This is a genomic window from Nonomuraea sp. NPDC049649 (assembly GCF_040675175.1).
In the GTDB taxonomy this organism is placed as follows: domain Bacteria; phylum Actinomycetota; class Actinomycetes; order Streptosporangiales; family Streptosporangiaceae; genus Nonomuraea.
Window position 1 is genome coordinate 43,312 of the sequence record NZ_JBFAOH010000037.1, and the last position, 18,133, is coordinate 61,444.

An 18,133-nucleotide genomic window follows, 5' to 3' on the forward strand; every position below is an offset into this window, starting at 1 on the left:
GGCACGCAAGACTGACTGCCGGAGGTCTCTCCCGCCCGCGCGAGTCCGCGAGCCGGCAGCCCCGGGGGCCCCATGGATCGGGGCGGCACCGTGATGACGAGACTGCCGCGAAGGGATACTCCCCTCCCCAACGCAGGCAGTATACGAGAGAGTCTTGACGGAAGGTATCCGTCTAGATCACGACCGGGTGTAGGCGTCCAGCGCCGCCCGCACCGCGTCGTCCTCTCCCGGCAGCTCAGCGCCCCTGCGGGCCGCCGCCTCCGCCCACCGCGCCGCCTCCGCGGGGTCGTAGATGAGTTTCTGTACGGCCGAGCGCAGCGCCGCCGGGTCACCGTAGGGCACGAGGATCCCGGCGTCACCCACGAGACCCGGCACGCCCCCCACGGCGGTGGCGATGACGGGAGTGCCCGCCTTGAGCGTCTCGCTGACGCTGAGCGGCAGCCCCTCCCACCGGCTGGCCCAGACGGCGGCGGTGGCGGCGGCGAGCAGGTCGGGCACGTCGTCCCGGTTGCCGAGCAGCACGACGGGCAGGCGCCCGGCGCCGATCCGGCGTTCCAGCTCCCCCCGGAGCGGCCCCTCCCCGGCGATCGCGAACAGCGGCGGCGTGCCGGACCACGGGCCCGCCGCCGCGTCCAGCAGCGTCTCCAGCCCCTTCTGCTGGGCGAGCCTGGCGACGGTGAGGACGAGCGGCCGGTCCCCCGCGCCCAGTTCGGCCCGCACCTCGGCGGGCGTGCGCCGGGGTGCGCGCAGGGGCGGCGCGGGCACGACGGCGGGCCGCACGTCCCGCGCGCCCAAAGCCCCCATCCGCTCCCCCAGGTCGGGCGAGACGACCAGCACCCGGTCCGCCCGCCGCGCCACGATCCGCTCCAGCAGCCCGTACACGGCGCCGACGAACCCTCCGGCGGTGAGCGCGTTGTGCAAGGTCACCACGAGCAGCGGCGCCCCGGACCGCCGGGGCATGGCGAGCGCGGCCAGCGCCCCCGCCCGCAGCCCGTGCGCGTGCACCACATCGGCCCCCCGGATCGTCCGCCGGACGGCCAGCACCGCACGCGCGTCGTTGACCGGGTGCGGCCGGTCGGACACGGGCACCTCGGCGAACCGGGCACCCGCCTCCCCGAACCCGAACTGCTCCTCGACCTCCCGCGGCCCCGCTACCACCACCCGGTGCCCGCGCCGCACCAGCCCGCCGGCCAGCATGCGCACGTGCCGCCCGGTCCCTCCGGTGGTGGTGCCCACCACGTAAGCCACTCGCACCCGTATCCTCCTCACCTACCGCCGGCCACAGCCGACCGAGAGACCCGCGCCCACGAGCGGAGGCCGCCCGCGGTTCCCACCTTTCCAGCCCTCAGCGGGCACCCGGCGACCGCCGGGCGGTCAGCCCCCGGGCACGCGCCTGCGCAGCACACCCGCCACCGCCCGCGCGTCGTCCCGGTCGACCAGTGCCACCACGCCGCCGCCCACCGCCAGCGCCACCACGGCCGCCAGCAGCGTGGCGCCCAGGCTCGCCCACCCGCCGCCGGTCCCGATCCACGCCACCGCCCACGCCCCCGCCAGGAACCCGGCCACGCCTCCCGCGACCGCCGCGGCCAGCGCCCGTCCCAGTCCGGCGACGGCCGCCCGCCCCCGGGCCGCGACCACGTACCCGAGCAGCAGGGCCCCGCCCGCCGTCATCCCCGCGGTCATCCCGAGCCCCAGCCCGGCGATGCGCCACCCGTCCGGCAGCGCCAGCGCGAAGACGGTCTGCGCGACCATCGTGACCCCCCACCCGAAGACGGTGCCGACGGCGGCCCCCCGCCCCCGCCCGGTCGCGTACAGCACCCGGCTGAGGTGCGCGATGAGCCCGTAGCCGATCAGCCCGGGCGCGAACAGCGCGACGGCCCGCGCCAGCGCGACCGGGTCCACGTCGCTCTTGTCGGCCAGGAACACCGCCGCCCCCGGCTCCGACGCGGCGGCCAGCACCCCGGCGGCCACCCCGGACACGAGCACGATCGCCCGCGTGGTCCCGGCCGCGAGCCGGGCGAACGCCTCCCCCTCACCGGCCTCGGCCTGCGCGGACAGCCGGGGGAACGCGCTGGTGGCGATGGGCACGGCCAGCACCGCATAGGGCACGAGGTAGATCGCCCAGGCGTAGTTGTAGACCGCCAGCGCCCCGCCGCCGAGGTTGTTGGCCAGCTTCAGCACCACGACCATCGCGGCCTGCTGGGCGAGCAGCCCGGCGATCCCGGCCAGCGCGAGCCGGCGCACCTGCCCGGCCACACCCTCGGGGAAGCGCAGCGTGGGCCGCCACCGCACGCCGAGCCGCGCGGTAGGCCCGATCACGGTGAGGACCAGCGCCAGCACGCCGAGGCTGGTGCCCACCGACAGCGCCAGTTCGCCCGCGAGCGGCACCGCCCCCGGCGTGGTGATCCCGCCGCTGAGCGGGACGAACATCAGGTACGCGACGATGACGACGATGCTCGACACGAGCGGCGCGAGCGCGGGCGAGGCGAAGCGGTGGTGGGCCTGGAGCAGGCCGTACAGCACCACGGCGATCCCGTAGAGCGGGATCTGCGGGGCGAAGACCACCAGCATGCGGGCGGCGACCTCGGCGGCGGCCGCACCGCACCCCTTGATGGTGAACAGCCCCATGATCGGCCCGGCCAGCAGCGCGATGAGCACGGCGACCGGCACGAGCACCACCAGCACCCAGCTGAGCAGCGCGGAGGCGATCCGCCCCACCCGCTCCCCGGCGCCTTCGGACACCGCCCCGGCGAGCACCGGCACGACCATCCCGGCCAGCGCCCCGCCGACGACCACCTCGAAGACGATGTTGGGGACCTGGTTGGCGGTGAAGTACGCGGAGGTCAGGCAGTTGGTGCCGACGGTCTGCGCGAGCGCGTACTGCTTGGCGAAGCCGGTGACGCGGGCCAGCACGGTGATCGCGCCGATGACCAGCGCGCCGCCCGCGACGCCGCGGGCCAGCCTCGCCTTCCGCCCGCCCGAGGGGTCACGCGTCAACGGATCAGACGTCAACGGGTCACGCGTCGGCGGGGCGGCGGCCCAGCATGTCGATCCGGTTGAGCACCTTGTTGCCCGCGATGACCTTGGTGAAGCTGATCTTCTCCGAGGCGGCGGTGAGCGCGGCCACGGTGCCGAGCAGCGCGAGCCTGCCGGGACGGCCCAGCTTGGTCACGGCGGCCAGGCCCAGCAGCGCGCCGAGCGCGTTGGCGCCGGCGTCGCCGAGCATGGCCCGCTCGCCCAGGTCGTCGGGGAGGAGCGCGGCCGCGGCGCCGAGCGGCACGGCGGTCAGCGCCGCCGTGGCGGGCGAGTCTCCGGCCACGGCCGCCGCCAGCAGCGGCCCGCCGGTGAGCAGCCCGACCTTGATTGCCCGGCCGGGCCGCAGGTCGAACAGGTTGGCCAGGTTGGCCGCGCCCGCGATGGCGGCGCCGTTGATGAGCGTGTCGGCGGGGCCGCGCGAGACGAGCGCGGCGGCGCCCAGCCCGGTCGCGCCGATGCCGAGGATCTTGACGGCGCCGCTGGTGACCTCGCCCCGGGCGAGAGCGCTCAGGTGGCCTTTGAAGCCTTTGGAGGAGGTGGTGCCGTAGAGGTCGTCGTAGGCGCCGAGCGCGCCGCTGCCCGCCCCGGCCAGCAGCGCCGCCGTCCGCACGCGGCCGGGCAGGCCGGGCGTCAGCGCCGCCGCGGCGCCCGCCCCGGCGACGAACGCGGGCCCTTCGAGCAGCGTGATGGGCTCGCCGCGGTGGTTCTTGCGCGTCCAGCGGCTCCCGGTGTCGGTGCCCTGGGTACGGGTGAGCGCGGTGTAGGCGGCGCGGGCCGCGACGGCGCCGATCGCGGCGCCCGCCAGGGCGTACAGCAGGCCACGTGCCATGTCAGCTCCCTGCTTCGGTGGTGGTCGGGGTGGGGGCCGACGTGGGCGGCTCCGGCTGGAACGCCGAGGCCCCGGTCCCGGTGCCGTACTGGCCCACGCCCCCGTTCGCTTGCTCTCGCAGAGCGTAGACGATCACGACCTGGCCTTCAGGCATATCGGCGCTGTCGACGGTGGAGACCCGTTTGGCGATCTCGCCGTCGTCGCGCAGGGCGGTGATGGCGCCGCGGGGGCCGGCGGAGGTGGCGGCGGCGCCGGCCATCACGGCGCCCTTGCCGCCCGCGTCCAGCCCGCCCGCCAGGGCGTTGAGCGCCGCGGCCGCGCCCCCGTCGTCGTCCTTCTCGTACGGTGCGTCGGGCGCGTAGACCACGGCGAGGGTCGCGCGGTTGAGCGGGTCGCCGTCGACTTCGACGAACCCGCCCTTCAGCAGGCCGTCGAGCACCGCGGTGGTGGCCTCGTTGGCGGTGTTGACCTGCGCCGGGTCGGCGGTCACGAGCGCGGCGGCGAGCAGGGTGGCGGCCCTGTCGTGGACGGTGGCCGTGGTGGCGAAGGCCATCTCGGCGGGCTTGAGCTGGTTGACCAGCCCGTCGAGCACGCCCGCGCTCTTGGGGTCGAAGAACTTGTCGAGCAGCACGAGCCGGCCGCTGAGGGTCGCGCCCGCCTCCTCGACGACCTGCTCGGTGAGCTCGCGGTAGGTGTCGTTCGCGCCGGGCGCCTCGACGACCAGCACCCGCTCGCCGGCCAGCGAGCCCGCGACGAGCTGCGGGGTGAGGGTGGCGACGAACTCCTGGTGGACCTGCTCGCGCTGCTTCATCGCGTCGAGGTCGCCGCGCAGCCCGTCGTTGGCCTGGGTGAGCTGACGGGTCATCTCGTTGGCCGTCTTGATGGCGGGGTCCTGCAGTAGGTTGGTGCCGAGCACGATGCCGACGGCCAGCGCCAGGAAGATGGCGACGATGGAGACGAGGTGATAACGGAAATCGATCACGAGAAGAGTCCGACCAACCAGAAGATGAACGCGTTCCAGACGTCGTACAGGCCGTTCAGCCAGATCTGGCCGAGCGGGGATGCGGACAGCGCCACACCCATGGTGACCAGCGCCGTGAGCGCCAGGAGCAGCAGCTGGGAGGTGGAGATGCGGCTGCGGTAGAGCATGCTGACGCCCTTCGCGTCGATGAGTTTACTGCCGACGCGCAGGCGGGTGAGAAACGTGCTGGCCATCCCGGAGCGGCCCTTGTCGAGGAACTCCTCCAGCGTGCCGTGGGTGCCGACGGCGACGATCAGCTCGGCGCCCTTCTCGTCGGCCAGCAGCATGGCGATGTCCTCGCTGGTGCCGGTGGACGGGAAGACGACCGCCTCCTGGCCGAGCTGGCGGACCCGCTCCAGGCCGGGGGCCCGGCCGTCGCGGTAGGCGTGCACGATCAGCTCCGCGCCGCAGGTGAGCGCCTTCTCGGAGACCGAGTCGAAGTCGCCGACGATCACGTCGGGCAGGTAGCCGGCCTCCAGCAGGGCGTCGGCGCCGCCGTCGACGCCGATCAGCACGGGCCGGTATTCGCGGATGTAGGGGCGGAGGGTGGCGATGTCCTCCTTGTAGTGGTAGCCGCGCACCACGATGAGCGCGTGCCGGCCCTCGATCCGGGTGCGGATCTCGGGCACGCCCACGCCGTCGATGAGGAGCTTGCCCTCGCCCCGGACGTACTCCATGGTGTTGACGGCGAAGGCCTCGATCTGCACGGACAGCCCGGCACGGGCCTCGGCCATGGCCGCCTCGATGGCCTCGCCGCTCTGCTCGACGCCCTTGCCGACGACCTCGTCGTCGAGGTAGACGGTGCCTTCGCAGACCCGGACCACGTCGCCGTCCTTGACCCGCTCGAACAGCTCCTGGCTGGCGTTGTCGACGAACGGGATCCCGGCCTCGGTGATGATCTGGGGGCCGAGGTTGGGATAGCGGCCGCTGATGCCGGCCGCGATGTTGACCACCGCCGCCGCACCGCACGCCACCAGCGCCTCCGCGCTCACCCGGTCGACGTCGACGTGGTCGATGATGGCGATCTCGCCTGGCTGGAGGCGTTTCGTGAGCCTCTTGGTGCGCCGGTCGATCCTCGCCACGCCGGTGACGCCGGGAAGGTCGTTGCCCTTCCTCGCGCGGAGGCCCGGCATCCTGCTCCCCGGAACCTTCATCAAGACCATCCTGCCAGAGCAAACGACCTGGGAGGCCATCCATGACCGGGCGTGTCCGCTATGTCACACCGAATCACCTGTCAGCCGCCGCCAGCCCCAGCAGCTCCTCGGCATGCGCTCTGCCCAGTTCGGAGTCTTCCATGCCGGCGAGCATCCGGGACAGCTCGCGTACCCGGCCCTCGTGGTCGAGCGTGACCACGCCGCTGCGCACCACGCTGCCGTCGCCGGCCTTCTCCACCACCAGGTGCTGGTCGGCGAAGGCGGCGACCTGCGGCAGGTGGGTGACGACGATCACCTGGGCGGTGCGGGCCAGCCGGGCGAGCCGGCGCCCGATCTCCACCGCGGCCTTGCCACCCACCCCGGCGTCGACCTCGTCGAAGACGAACGTGGGCACCGGGTCGGCGCCGGCGAACACCACCTCGATGGCGAGCATCACCCGGCTCAGCTCGCCGCCGGAGGCGCCTTTGTTGAGCGGCAGCGGCGGCGCGGCCGGGTGGGCGGCCATGCGCAGCTCCACCTCGTCGACGCCGTCGGGGCCGAACTCGGCGGCCTGGGAGAGCTGGACGACGACCCGGGCGTGCGGCATCGCCAGCGCGGTCAGCTCCTCGGTGACGGCCCGCCCGAACCGTTCGGCGGCGGCCTCGCGCACCCGGGTCAGCTCGGCGGCCAGCTCCGTCAGGCGGGCGGTCAGCTCGTCGTACTCGGCCGTCAGCTCGCCGACGCGCTCGTCGTCGCCCTCCAGCTCGGCCAGCCGGGCCGCCGCCTGCTGCGCCCAGGCCAGCACCGCGGCGGTGTCGTCCCCGTACTTGCGGGTGAGCCCGGTGAGCACGGACCTGCGCTCCTGGACGGCGGCCAGCCGGGCGGGGTCGGCCTCGATCGACTCGGCGTAGGAGGCCAGCTCGGTGGCCACGTCGGAGATGAGGTATCCGGCCTCGGCCAGCCGGTCGGCGACGGCGGCGAGCGCGGTGTCGTAGTCGCGGACCGCCTCGACGGCGGTGCGGGCCTCGCCGAGCAGCGAGATCACGTCGGCGGCGCCGCCCGCGGCGACCATCGGGTCGCCGAGCAGCGCGGTGTGGGCGGCGGTGGCGGCGGTGCGCAGCGCGTCGGCGTGCGAGAGCCGCTCCTCCTCCTCGCGCAGCGCGGCGTCCTCGCCGGGCTTGGGGTCCACCTTCTCGATCTCCTCCAGGCCGAACCTGAGCAGGTCGGCCTCCTGCGCGCGCTCCCTGGCCCGGGTGGTCATCTCCTCCAGCTGCGCGGCTATCTGCTTGTGGCGCTTGTAGGCCTGCTGGTAGGCGCGGAGCGGCTTGACCAGGTCGTCGCCGGCGTAGCGGTCGAGCGCGGCGCGCTGCCTGGCGGGCTGGAGCAGCCGCTGCTGGTCCATCTGGCCGTGCACGGCGACCAGGTCGTCGGCGAGGTAGGTGAGGGTGCCGACGGGCACGGCCCGGCCGCCGAGCCAGGCGCGTGAGCGGCCCTCGGCGGAGACCGTGCGGGAGATGATCAGCTCGCCGTCGCCGGCCTCGCCGCCGATGTCCTCGACCTGCTGGGCCACGCGGCCGCCCGGCTCGATCACGAGCGTGCCCTCGACGGTGGCCCGGTCGGCGCCCGGCCTGACGCGCGAGGGGTCGGCCCGGCCGCCGAACAGCAGCCCGAGACCGGTGACGACCATCGTCTTGCCCGCGCCGGTCTCACCGGTGACCACGTTGAAGCCCGGCGAAAGCTCCAGCACGGCTTCGTCGATGACACCGAGCCCCTGGATGCGGACCTCCTCGACCCTTGGTCGCACTGCCCACTCCCGTCACTTGCGAAGTTACGTCAACCGCGCCGCGGCCCGAACACGTGTGCGCATGCGATCCTACGCGCTCGTACCCTCCATTCAGTCAGGGTCGCGCCCTCCCGCGCCAGCCCTGAACGGGTAGTTCGAACTTGGCGACGAGCCGGTCGGTGAAGGGGGCTCCGGTGCTCTCGACGCCGTGCAGCCGGGCCAGGAGCACCGGCTCGGCGCCGCGCCGCACCTCGACGCGGGTGCCGGAGGGCAGGTCGACCCGGCGGCGGCCGTCGCACCACATCACGCCGCCGGGCGTGTCGGGCAGGATCTCGACGGCCAGGGTGGAACGCGGGGAGACGACGAGCGGCCGGGCGAACAGGGCGTGGGCGCTGATCGGGACCATGAGCAGCGCCTCGACCTCGGGCCAGACCACCGGCCCGCCGGCGGAGAACGCGTGGGCGGTGGAACCGGTCGGGGTGGCGCAGATGACCCCGTCGCAGCCCCAGCGCGACAGCGGCCGCCCATCGATCTCGGCCACCACCTCCAGCATGCGCTCCTGCTTCTCGACGGTGACCTCGTTGAGCGCCCAGGTGTCGGCGATGAGGTTGCCGTTCTGGCGGGCCAGCACGTCGATGGTCATGCGTTCCTCGACGTCGTAGCGGCCGGCCACCACGCTGTCGACGGTGTCGGCCAAGCCGGCGACCTCGGCCTCGGCGAGGAAGCCGACGTGGCCGAGGTTCACGCCGAGCAGCGGGGTGCGGGTCGGCCTGGCCAGCTCGGCCGAGCGCAGCAGCGACCCGTCGCCGCCCAGCACGATCATCACCTCGGTGTCCTTGGCGGCGCTCGGCTCGGCGGGCACCACCTCCACGCCCGCCGCGCCGACCTCCCCGGCCTCCTCGTCGAGGACCCGTACGCGCAGGCCCGCGTCGAGCAGGCGGCCGATGACCAGCCGGGCGCTCTCGATGGCGGCTTCCCGCCCGGTGTGCACGGTGACCAGTACGGTCCGGTTCATTGCGGCCCTTCCGCGACGGCCCGCCGGATCTCCTCATCGAGGTCGGCGACCGGCGGCTCGCCTTCCCCCTTGCCCAGCCACAGCAGGTACTCGACGTTGCCCGACGGCCCCGGCAGCGGGCTGTAGGTGACGCCGCGCACGGCCAGCCCCAGCTCCGCCGCCGCGGCGGCGGCGCCGCGCACCGCCTCGGCGCGCAGCTCCGGGTCGCGCACCACCCCGCCCGCGCCGACGCGGTCCTTGCCCACCTCGAACTGCGGCTTCACCAGCATCACGAAGTCGGCCTCCGGCGCGGCGACGGCGGCCAGCGCGGGCAGCACCAGCCGCAGCGAGATGAACGACAGGTCGCCGACGACCAGCGTGGGCGGCTCCCCCACCAGCTCCGGGGTGAGGTCGCGGACGTTGACCCGCTCCATGACGGTGACCCGCTCGTTGTTCCGCAGCGACCAGGCGAGCTGGCCGTAGCCGACGTCGACGGTCACCACGTGCGCCGCGCCGCGGCGCAGCAGCACGTCGGTGAACCCGCCCGTGGAGGCGCCCGCGTCGAGGCAGCGCCGCCCCTCGACGGCGAGGCTCTTGAACGTGTCGAGCGCGCCGATCAGCTTGTGGGCGCCGCGCGAGACGTAGTCGGGGCCGTCCGGGGACTCGGCCACGACGATGGCGGCGGCGGTGTCGACCTGCGTGGCCGGTTTGGCGGCCCGCCGCCCGCCGACCGTGACGCGGCCCGCCTCGATGAGCTGGGCCGCCTGCTCCCGGGAGCGGGCCAGCTTGCGCCGCACCAGCTCGCTGTCGAGCCGGACCCGGCGGCTCACTGGGCGTCCACGGCGCCGAGCGCGGCCTCCAGCCCGGAGAACGCCTCTTCGAACACCGCCACGTGATCGCTCACCGGCAGGCCGGGCAGCCGGCCCAGCCCGGCGAGAACCGCGTCGACCCGCGCGTCACCGGTCTCCTCTGGCAGCTCACTCATGACTCGACGGTAACGCGTCGGGCGAGCGGTCGGGACCTCGGCGGGCGTGTCACGCGTTGAAGAGTCATACGGGGCGCTCGTTGTGGAACGCTAAAGGGAGAAGAAAGGGAGCGATCATGGCAAGCGTCGAGGAGTGCCGGGCCGCACTGGTCAAGCTCGTCGCGCAGTTCGACGAGATAGACGCGGAGGACCGGGCCAAGCACGTGGTGGAACGCACGGTCAGCTGCCGCGTCTCCGATCTCGACGTGACCTTCCACGGGCGGCTGCACCACGGCGGGCTGGAGCCGTTCGGTGAGACGCCCCCGCAGGACGGCCAGCCGGCCGACGTCAAGCTGACCCTCATCAGCGACGACCTGGTGGCGCTGGTCAACGGCGAGCTGGACCTGGCCCGCGCGCTGCTCGGCGGCCGCATCAAGATCGACGCCAGCCTCGGCGACCTGCTCCGCCTCCGCCGGCTCCTCTGACCCCCGCGAGCACGGCTTCATCACCGCTGCCCCCGCGGGCCAGCCGATCCGCGCGAGCACCGGCTTCGCCGCTGACCCTCCGCGGGTCAGGCGAGCACGGCTTCACCGTTGACCCTTTGCGGTCAGCCGATCCTGGCGAGCACCGGCTTCACCGCGTCCTCCTCGACACGGCCGTCCCCCGCCTCGGCCCAGGCCGCGGCGCACGCGGCCCGCAGGCCGTCGATCCTGCTCCCGTCGCCGTCGAGGCGGAGCGTCCCGTCCTCCCAGCGGGCCCGCCACCCGCCGCACGCGCCGTCCCGCACCTGCGGGTACGGGGCCAGCAGCCCCGACAGGTCCTCGGCCAGGTAGTCCGGGCGCCGGTGCGGCGGGGCGGTGAGCAGGTCGAGCGGCTTGGCCACCCCCGTCATCACCAGCAGCCCGTCGACACCCGCGTTGCGCGCCCCCTCGATGTCGGTGTCGAGCCGGTCGCCGACCACCAGCGGCCGCCGCGCACCCGTGCGGATCATCGACTCGCGGTGCAGCGGCGGATCCGGCTTGCCCGCGTAGAGAGGCTCCACCCCGGTGGCGGACGCGATCACCCGGGCCATCGACCCGTTGCCCGGCACCTCGCCGCGCCCCGTGGGCATCGTCGAGTCCCGGTTCGCGACCACGAACAGCGCCCCCTGCCGCACCGCCAGCGCCCCTTCGGCCAGCAGCCCGTACGAGATCCCCGTCCACATCCCCTGCACCACGGCCACCGGCCCCTCGGCCGCCGCCGTGACCGGCCTGAGCCCCTGCGCCCGCACCGCCATCCGCAGCCCGGACCCGCCCACGACCAGCACCTTCGACCCCGGCGGCACCCTCTCGGCCACCACCCGCGCCGCCGCCTGCGCGGACGTCACCACGTCGTCCCTTCCGGCGGGCACACCCAGCTCCCGCAGATGGGCGGCGGTGGCGGCCGGCGTCCTGGATGCGTTGTTGGTCACGTACGCCAGCCGCACCCCTCGCCGCCGCGCCTCCTCCAGCGCCTCGGGCGCCCCCTCCACGGCCCTCGGCCCGAGGTACACGACGCCGTCGAGGTCCAGCAGCAGGGTGTCGTAGCCGTCGATCAGCACCGCGCCTCTTTCCGTCGCCAGCCCACGTCCTGTGAGACTCTAACCCGCCCGCCGCAACGGCGATCCGCCGCATCCCCGACAACTCACAAGCGGTACGCACGACAACCCCGAATGACCTGAAATCCCTCATATCCCCACATTCCCCATATCCAGTGAAACCCCCGACAACGGCATGCGTCAGGCGGAGAGGAGAAGCGCCGGCACACACCGAGCACCACGTAGGAAAGAACGGGCCGTGGACCGGTCCAGCACGGTGCGGAAGGACAGACCAGCGAGCGGCCAGCACCCGCCGAGCACGGCGCTGGGGAGAACAGGCGCGGAGCAGCCGGAACGCACAGAACGCGGCGTCAGAGAAGGCGGGGCTGGGGTGGCCGAGGCCCAGACCGACCGGGGCGCCGCACTCCGAGCTGGGCGGGGTCCGCTCTGCACGCCGACGATGACCAGAACAACCGGGCCCGGCCCCCGTCCAACAAGGCGTCAGTTTGCAGGTAGCAACCCCCGCACGCCTCCTGAATGATGCGAACACGCCGACCCCGCCCAACCGAACGCATTGCCGCGAGACGGCCCGGTCCCCGCGCCACGACGCTCGCCGAAATAGGCCTCGCCCCCGGAGTTAACCAGACAGAGCGAGGCCAACTGAGCTAGGCGCAGTCAGCCGAGCCAGGCGCAGTCAACGGAGCCGGGCGCGGTAGGCCAAGCCGGACGCAGGCGAGCAAGCCGGGCACGGTCAGCTCAGCCAGGCACGATGGGCCAAGCCGGGCGGTCAGCCGAGCCGGGCGCGGTAGGCCAAGCCGGACGCAGGCAAGTAGGCCGGACACAGTCAGCTCAGCCAGGCACGATGAGCCAATCCGGGCACGGTGAGCCAAGCCGGGCACGGTGAGCCAAGCCGGGCACGGTGAGCCAAGCCGGGCACGGTGAGCCAAGCCGGGCACGGTGAGCCAAGCTGGGCGCAGTCGAGCAAGCTGGGTGCGGTCAGCCGAACTGGGTGCGGTCAATCGAGTAGGGCATGGTCAGTCGAGCCGAGCGCGGACACAGCACGCGGAAGGCGCCCCCGAGTGGTGAGGACGGCGGCCGGTGCGTTCTCGCCCGTGGGTGGGGCCGGCGTGTTCTCGCCCGTACGTGGCTTCCTTACATGTCTTCGCGTGCCTTCAACGTGGCCCGGACGCTGCGCAAGGCGGACTGGTAGTTGCGGTCGTCGGGTCGCATGGCGACGGCGATGGCCAGCGGCTCCTGAGCTGCCTCGATGTCGCCCGTCCGCCACAACGACAGCCCGAGGCCGAAATAGGCGTAGTCCTCCGTCGGGTTGTCCTCGACGATCCACTGGAAACTGCTGGCCGCCTCCGCGTACCGGCGGGAGTTGAACTGGGCCCGCGCCAGCGCCTCCCGGACGCTGCGTGAGTCCGGCTCCGCGCTGGCCGCACGTTCCAGCAGCGCGGCGGCGGCAGCCGGGCTGCCCTCCCGCAGGAGCTTCACCCCCCGCTGGTACCAGTCGTACACATCACCTTGGGGAGTGCCGGGGGAATCGGTGTGGCCGTCGGCGCCATTCGTCATTGCGTGAGCCCTCCTTCAACGGCATGCGACAGAGTTGCGGAATCGAACGCGACCAGGTCGTGGAGGTGACTGCGGGAAGACTCGGGTGTTTATGGCAGCATGCCCGGTATGGGGAATTCTGAACTGCCGATACCGGACGGACTGATCCTCCGGCCGTTCCGGGGCGTCCGCTTCGCCGTCGACGATCCCGCCAAGGTGACCTCCCCGCCTTACGACCTGATCTCCGAGGGGGATGTGCGCGTCCTGCTCGACACTCACCCCAACAACGTCGTACGTCTCATCCTTCCCGGCACACCGGGGTCGGACGCGCCGGGCGCTCCCCACGACCCGGCCGACCCCAAGTACGCGCAGGCCAGGAGGACTCTGGAGGAGTGGCGCGAGTCCGGCATCCTGGTCGCCGACGAGGAGCCAGCGCTCTACGTGTACGAGCAGCGCGGCCCGGGAGTGCTGCAGCGCGGCCTCATCGGCGACGTCTGCCTCCCGGATCCGGCGCAGCGCATCATCCTGCCGCACGAGGACGTGGTCCCCGGCCCCATCGCGGACCGCCTCGCCCTCATGACCACCACCCGGGCCAACCTCGAACCCATCTTCCTCCTGTACAACGGCCAGGACGGCACGGCGACCCGCCTCGTGGACGAGGTGGCCACGAGCCGCACGCCCCTGGTCACCGCGCACACCGAGGACGGCCTCACCCACCGCCTCTGGGCCATCACCGACGAAGCCGAGATCGCCGCCATCAACGCCGACCTCCACCCGCGCCAGGCGCTCATCGCCGACGGCCACCACAGGTACGCGACCTACCGCATCCTCCAGCGCCGCGAACACGCCCTCCGCCCGGCACCGCCCCAAAGCGGACAGAACGACGACGGTCAGGACGGCTACCGACAGAACGGCAGCGCGCAGAACGACGGCACGCAGAACGGCGACCCGCAGAACGACGGCACGCAGAACGGCAGCGCCCAGAACGGCGACGCGCAGAACGGCGACCCGCAAAGCGGCGGCGGACAGAACGGCAACGTGCTGAGCGACGGCGGGCAGAAGGGCAGCGGGGGGCGTCGGGCCGGGAGGAACCCGTGGGACTACGGGATGGCGCTGCTCGTGGACACCGACGCTTATCCACCCGATCTCAAGGCCATCCACCGGGTCATCCCGGAACTCCCGCTGGACGAGGCGGTGGCCAAGGCGAAGGGGTCGTGGCGCGTACAGGACTTCAACGACCTGGACGAAGGCATGGCCGCACTCGACGCCGCTGAAGACCCGGCCTTCCTGCTGGCCTCCGGGAGCAGCGCGCACCTTCTCAGCAGCCCGGACCCGCTGCAGCTCGCCCAGTCCATGCCGGCGGACCGCTCGGCCCGGTGGAACTCGCTCAACACCTCCATCCTCACTGAGTTCGTCCTGCCGAAGGTGTGGGGGCTGCGTGACGACGAGGAGACCGTGCGCATCGTGCACCACGACGCGCGGGCCGCCGTCGAACTCGCTGCCGCCACCGGGGGCACCGCCGTCATCCTCAAGCCGCTCGCCGTCGCCGATGTCCTCGCGGTCGCCGCGGGGGGTGAGCGGGTGCCACGCAAATCCACCTCCTTCGGCCCGAAACCCCGCACAGGTCTGATCCTCAGAATCGTTTGCTGATCGCCGGCAGCCCTCCAGCCTCGGGTCAACCCACCTTGACGAGGGTCAGTCTCAGGTCAGCCCGCCTTAGCTGACGGCCCGCCTCCCCGCCTTGACGACGGTCAGCCCGCTTTAGCGAGGACCGACCTCGGGTCAATCCGCCCCGACGAGGGCCAGTCTTCCTGCCTTGGAGAGGGCCGGCCTCCGGGCAACCGCCTTGACGAGGGCCAGCTTCCTGCCTTGGAGAGGGGCCGGCCTCGGGTAGGCCCACCTTGGAGAGGGCAACCTCCGGTCAACTCGCCTTAGCGAGGGCGGCTGCCGACCTCGGTTCAGTCCGCCTCAGCGAGGGCCAGGCTCCGGGCGATCCACCTTGGCGAGGACCAGCCTCCTCGCCCTGGGAAGGGCTGGCCTCAGGTCCGCCCGCCTTGGCGAGGGCGGCTGCCGGGCGGGGTGCGGAAGGAGGCGGGGGCTCGGAGGGCTCCGCCTCGGGGAGGGCATCGATGGCCTTGACCGTGGCCGCTTCGACCTCGTACGCCCAGATCTTGCCCGACGCCGGGCCGAAGACGCGGCAGCGGAACGCGCCGGTGACCTCCATCGCGTCGCGCGGGTTGAGACCGCGGAGCACGTCGGCCACCTCCTGGCTGAAGCTCACGCACGGGATGCTGTCGGTGACCGTGCCGCCCCGCCGGTACGTGCGGCGGCGCACGAGAAGGCGCCATTTCGTCATGGTGTCGCCGCTCGGCAGACTCCGCTCTTCGACGGCCGCGGACAGCCGCCCCACCAGCAAGACCTCGTTACGGTCCACTGTCGTCCTCCCCTTGGTGATCGTGTGGAGATCACTCTCTACGATGTGAGGGAGTCCGGATCGGCTCGAATGCCGTTCTGGGGATAGCGGACGCGGCTCTGGAGTGCCTGTGGACAACATCACCGCGCTGGGCGGCGACGTCTACGAGATCGACACGAAAATGGCCGGGTACTCCGGCATCACCGCCGGATATCTGATCCTGAGCGACCGGCCCTGCCTCGTCGAGACGGGGACCTCCACCTCGGCCCCGGTCGTGCGTGACGCGCTGGCGTCGCTGGGGGTCGGCCCGGAGGATCTGGCGACCGTCGTGGTCACCCACATCCACCTCGACCACGCGGGCGGGGTGGGCGACATCGCCGAGTTCTTCCCGTCCGCGCAGGTCGTCGTCCACGAGAAGGGGGCGCGGCACCTGGCCGATCCGTCCAGGCTGATGGCCAGCGCGCGGATGGTGTGGGGCGACCGGCTGGACACGCTGTTCGGCGAGCTCTCCCCCACCGAGGCCGAACGCATCGTCGCCCTGGGCGACACCGGCGCCATCGACCTCGGCAACGGCAGGACGCTGAGCAGCCACTACTCCCCCGGCCACGCCAAGCATCACGTCGGGCTGATCGACTCGGCGACGGGTGACCTGTACGTCGGGGACGCCGCGGGCGTCTACCTGCCGCAGACCGGGGACGTGCGCCCGGCCACGCCGCCGCCGGACTTCGACCTGCAGACCGCGCTGGACTCGATCGGGCTGTTCCGGGCGTTGCAGCCGGAGCGGCTGCTGTTCAGCCACTATGGGCCGGTCGACGCGGTACAGGACGTGCTCGAACGGTCGGCGGAGGAGCTTCGCATCTGGGTGGATCTCACCCGTCAGGCCCACTCCGAAGGCATGGACCTGGACCACGCCGTCGCCATGGTCCGGGACCGTACCAAGGAGCGTTACCGCGCGCTGGCCGAGGACGACGAGACGGCCGAGCAGTTCGAGCTGCTCAGCGGCGCGCCGTCGAACGTCGCCGGAATCCTCCACTGGCTGGACCGCGTCTCACCATAGTCGGCGGTGTGAGCGGCTTCAGGGAATCCGCGTTCTCACCGCTCGGGTAGCGGTCACGTCCGTGAACTCGGGTGGTGGCCGCGCCCCTGTGGTGCGGGGGTGCGTACGCGAGCCTCATCGCGTACGCACCCGCGCCTTTCGTTGGGGCCAGGTACGTACCGGCGCCTTTGCCGGGGCCGGGTATATAGCGGCGTCTTTCGCTCGGGCCGAGTACGCACCCGCGCCTCTCGCCAGCGGCGGGTGCGTACTCGGGGTGATGCCTATTCGGGCTTCTTGCCGGAATCCTCGTCCTGCTTGTCGGAGCCTTCACCGGGCTGGTCGCCGAAGTCGGGCTCGATGAAGGACGGGGTGATCGGCGCATCCTCAGCACTTGGAGACGCGCCTGAGCCGATCTCTCCTGGGCTAGGCGCCTCCGCCTCGTCCGGCACAGCGTCTGTCGTGGTTGGCGGTGCGGCCGGGCCGGGGTCTTCGGTGCCCGGTGATTCGGCGTCGTCCGTGACCGGCTCGGGTTCGGCGTCGGCTTCCGTGGGCTCGGTTGCGTTCTCCGGGGACACGAAGTCCTCGTCGAAGTACTCCTCGACGTCCTCGATCAGGCCACCGGAGAGCTGGGCGTACCGCTCGGCCGCGTCCGTCTCGCCATCCTCGTCGAACGCCATCGCCCTGCCGAACCAGTCCAGCGCCGCTTCACGCTGTCCCGCTTCCTCCAGCGCGTCCGCGTACGCGAAAGCCAGCCGCGCCGACCACGGCCGGGCCTGCGGATCGCGCAGCTCCGGCAGCCGCTGGAGGGTGATGACCGCCGCGTCGTGCTGGCCGAGGTCGCGGCGCGCCCCCGACTCCACGATCGTCAGCTCGATCCGCCCGGCCCGGTCCAGCCGCTCGGCCTCGCGCGAGCGCACCAGGTCGAGCGCCCGCTCCGGACGGCCCATCCCGCGCTCGCAGTCGGCCATGATCGGCAGGTACTCATCCGAGCCGGTGATCCTCCTGGCGGCCCGCAGGTCGCTCAGCGCCTCGCTGTAGTGGCCCGCCCGGTAGGCGACGATGCCGGCCGCTTCTCGTACGACACCGACCCTGGCCGCGAACCTGCGCGCCACCTGGGTGTGTTCGTACGCCTTGTCGGGATCGTCCTCTTCCAGGGCCCGCTCCGCGGCGAGGAGGTGCCGCCCCACCAGCTCGGCCAGGTCGCCGGGCAGGGAGCGCAGCTCGTCGCGTACTTCCTTGTCGAGGTCCTCGGCGCTGATGTCGGGCGCGACCTCGGGGAGCCGTTCGCGCCGCGGCGCGTCCTCACGGTCCTGCCTGCCGAAGCGGGCGCGGGTGCCGGGGCGGTCCTCCCGCGAGAACGGACGCGGCCCACCCTCACGGCGCGGCCCGCGATCGTCCCGCCGGGGTCCGCGATCGTCGCGATCCCGGTACGGACGCCTCTCCTCACGGTCCCGATGAGGGCCACGCTCACCACGGTCCCTGGGAGGACGGCCCTCTTCCCGATCCCGGTACGGACGCCGCTCGCCGCGCTCCTGATACGGGCGTCCCTCACCACGGTCCTGGTACGGGCGACGCTCACCACGGTCCCGGGAAGAACCACGATCATCCCGATCACGGTAGGGCCGACCCTCACCACGATCCCGGTAGGAACCACGGTCGTCCCGATCCCGATACGACCGGCCTTCACCACGGTCCTGATACGGACGACGCTCACCGCGATCCCGGGAAGAACCACGATCATCCCGATCACGGTAGGGCCGACCCTCACCACGATCCCGGTAGGAACCACGGTCGTCCCGATCCCGATACGACCGT

At 72.8% G+C, this 18,133-nt stretch carries 17 protein-coding genes; 4 read left to right on the top strand and 13 right to left on the bottom strand.

Annotation, left to right across the window (positions count from 1 at the left end; genetic code table 11):
• Positions 1 to 177: 177 nt before the first annotated feature.
• From AB0J42_RS30855 to AB0J42_RS30895, 9 genes are all read right to left on the bottom strand, one after another.
• A complete protein-coding gene (locus AB0J42_RS30855; RefSeq protein WP_364300608.1) occupies positions 178 to 1,254 on the bottom strand; it encodes a glycosyltransferase in 1,077 nt (358 codons plus the stop codon).
• Between the two features lie 120 nt (positions 1,255 to 1,374).
• Complete coding sequence (locus AB0J42_RS30860) at positions 1,375 to 2,997, bottom strand: lipid II flippase MurJ (protein ID WP_364300610.1); 1,623 nt, start codon at positions 2,995 to 2,997, stop codon at positions 1,375 to 1,377.
• A gap of 19 nt (positions 2,998 to 3,016) precedes the next feature.
• Positions 3,017 to 3,865, bottom strand: a complete 849-nt coding sequence (locus AB0J42_RS30865; protein WP_364300612.1) for a hypothetical protein — start codon at positions 3,863 to 3,865, stop codon at positions 3,017 to 3,019.
• Between the two features lies 1 nt (position 3,866).
• Positions 3,867 to 4,847: a copper transporter gene (locus tag AB0J42_RS30870; RefSeq protein WP_364300614.1), complete on the bottom strand. Its 981-nt coding sequence runs from the start codon at positions 4,845 to 4,847 to the stop codon at positions 3,867 to 3,869.
• Positions 4,844 to 6,040, bottom strand: coding sequence for a putative cytokinetic ring protein SteA (gene steA / locus AB0J42_RS30875; protein WP_364300616.1), 1,197 nt, complete (start codon positions 6,038 to 6,040; stop codon positions 4,844 to 4,846). The genes AB0J42_RS30870 and steA overlap by 4 nt, the downstream gene beginning before the upstream one ends.
• 73 nt (positions 6,041 to 6,113) lie before the next feature.
• Complete coding sequence (gene recN, locus AB0J42_RS30880) at positions 6,114 to 7,823, bottom strand: DNA repair protein RecN (RefSeq protein ID WP_364300618.1); 1,710 nt, start codon at positions 7,821 to 7,823, stop codon at positions 6,114 to 6,116.
• Between the two features lie 94 nt (positions 7,824 to 7,917).
• On the bottom strand, positions 7,918 to 8,817 hold the full coding sequence (locus AB0J42_RS30885; protein ID WP_364300620.1) for an NAD kinase: 900 nt from the start codon (positions 8,815 to 8,817) through the stop codon (positions 7,918 to 7,920).
• A complete protein-coding gene (locus tag AB0J42_RS30890; RefSeq protein WP_364300622.1) occupies positions 8,814 to 9,626 on the bottom strand; it encodes a TlyA family RNA methyltransferase in 813 nt (270 codons plus the stop codon). The genes AB0J42_RS30885 and AB0J42_RS30890 overlap by 4 nt, the downstream gene beginning before the upstream one ends.
• A complete protein-coding gene (locus AB0J42_RS30895; RefSeq protein ID WP_187281133.1) occupies positions 9,623 to 9,781 on the bottom strand; it encodes a hypothetical protein in 159 nt (52 codons plus the stop codon). Before AB0J42_RS30895 ends, AB0J42_RS30890 begins: the two co-directional genes overlap by 4 nt.
• 116 nt (positions 9,782 to 9,897) lie before the next feature.
• On the opposite strand from AB0J42_RS30895, the gene AB0J42_RS30900 reads away from it, so the two are divergent.
• The gene (locus tag AB0J42_RS30900) at positions 9,898 to 10,245 is read left to right on the top strand and encodes an SCP2 sterol-binding domain-containing protein (protein WP_364300625.1); all 348 of its coding nucleotides are present in this window, start codon (positions 9,898 to 9,900) and stop codon (positions 10,243 to 10,245) included.
• A gap of 122 nt (positions 10,246 to 10,367) precedes the next feature.
• Here the strand turns inward: AB0J42_RS30900 and AB0J42_RS30905 are convergent, their stop codons facing one another.
• Positions 10,368 to 11,339 (bottom strand): HAD-IIA family hydrolase, encoded by a 972-nt coding sequence (locus AB0J42_RS30905; RefSeq protein WP_364300627.1) that lies wholly within the window; start codon positions 11,337 to 11,339, stop codon positions 10,368 to 10,370.
• 1,128 nt (positions 11,340 to 12,467) lie between these two features.
• A complete protein-coding gene (locus AB0J42_RS30910) occupies positions 12,468 to 12,890 on the bottom strand; it encodes a tetratricopeptide repeat protein (RefSeq protein WP_364300629.1) in 423 nt (140 codons plus the stop codon).
• Between the two features lie 108 nt (positions 12,891 to 12,998).
• On the opposite strand from AB0J42_RS30910, the gene AB0J42_RS30915 reads away from it, so the two are divergent.
• On the top strand, positions 12,999 to 14,519 hold the full coding sequence (locus AB0J42_RS30915; RefSeq protein WP_364300631.1) for a DUF1015 family protein: 1,521 nt from the start codon (positions 12,999 to 13,001) through the stop codon (positions 14,517 to 14,519).
• Positions 14,520 to 14,790: 271 nt separating this feature from the next.
• Here AB0J42_RS30915 and AB0J42_RS30920 read toward each other — a convergent pair whose 3' ends face one another.
• Positions 14,791 to 15,303: a single-stranded DNA-binding protein gene (locus tag AB0J42_RS30920; RefSeq protein WP_364300633.1), complete on the bottom strand. Its 513-nt coding sequence runs from the start codon at positions 15,301 to 15,303 to the stop codon at positions 14,791 to 14,793.
• 109 nt (positions 15,304 to 15,412) lie between these two features.
• Between AB0J42_RS30920 and AB0J42_RS30925 the strand changes: the two genes are divergently transcribed.
• Entirely contained in the window at positions 15,413 to 16,339 is a 927-nt protein-coding gene (locus tag AB0J42_RS30925; protein WP_364300635.1) for an MBL fold metallo-hydrolase, read from the top strand.
• 260 nt (positions 16,340 to 16,599) lie between these two features.
• On the opposite strand, the gene AB0J42_RS30930 is transcribed toward AB0J42_RS30925, so the two are convergent.
• Positions 16,600 to 17,505, bottom strand: a complete 906-nt coding sequence (locus tag AB0J42_RS30930) for a hypothetical protein (protein WP_364300637.1) — start codon at positions 17,503 to 17,505, stop codon at positions 16,600 to 16,602.
• On the opposite strand from AB0J42_RS30930, the gene AB0J42_RS30935 reads away from it, so the two are divergent.
• A partial coding sequence (locus AB0J42_RS30935) for a hypothetical protein (protein WP_364300639.1) occupies positions 17,494 to 18,133 on the top strand: 640 nt, incomplete at its 3' end. The genes AB0J42_RS30930 and AB0J42_RS30935 overlap by 12 nt on opposite strands.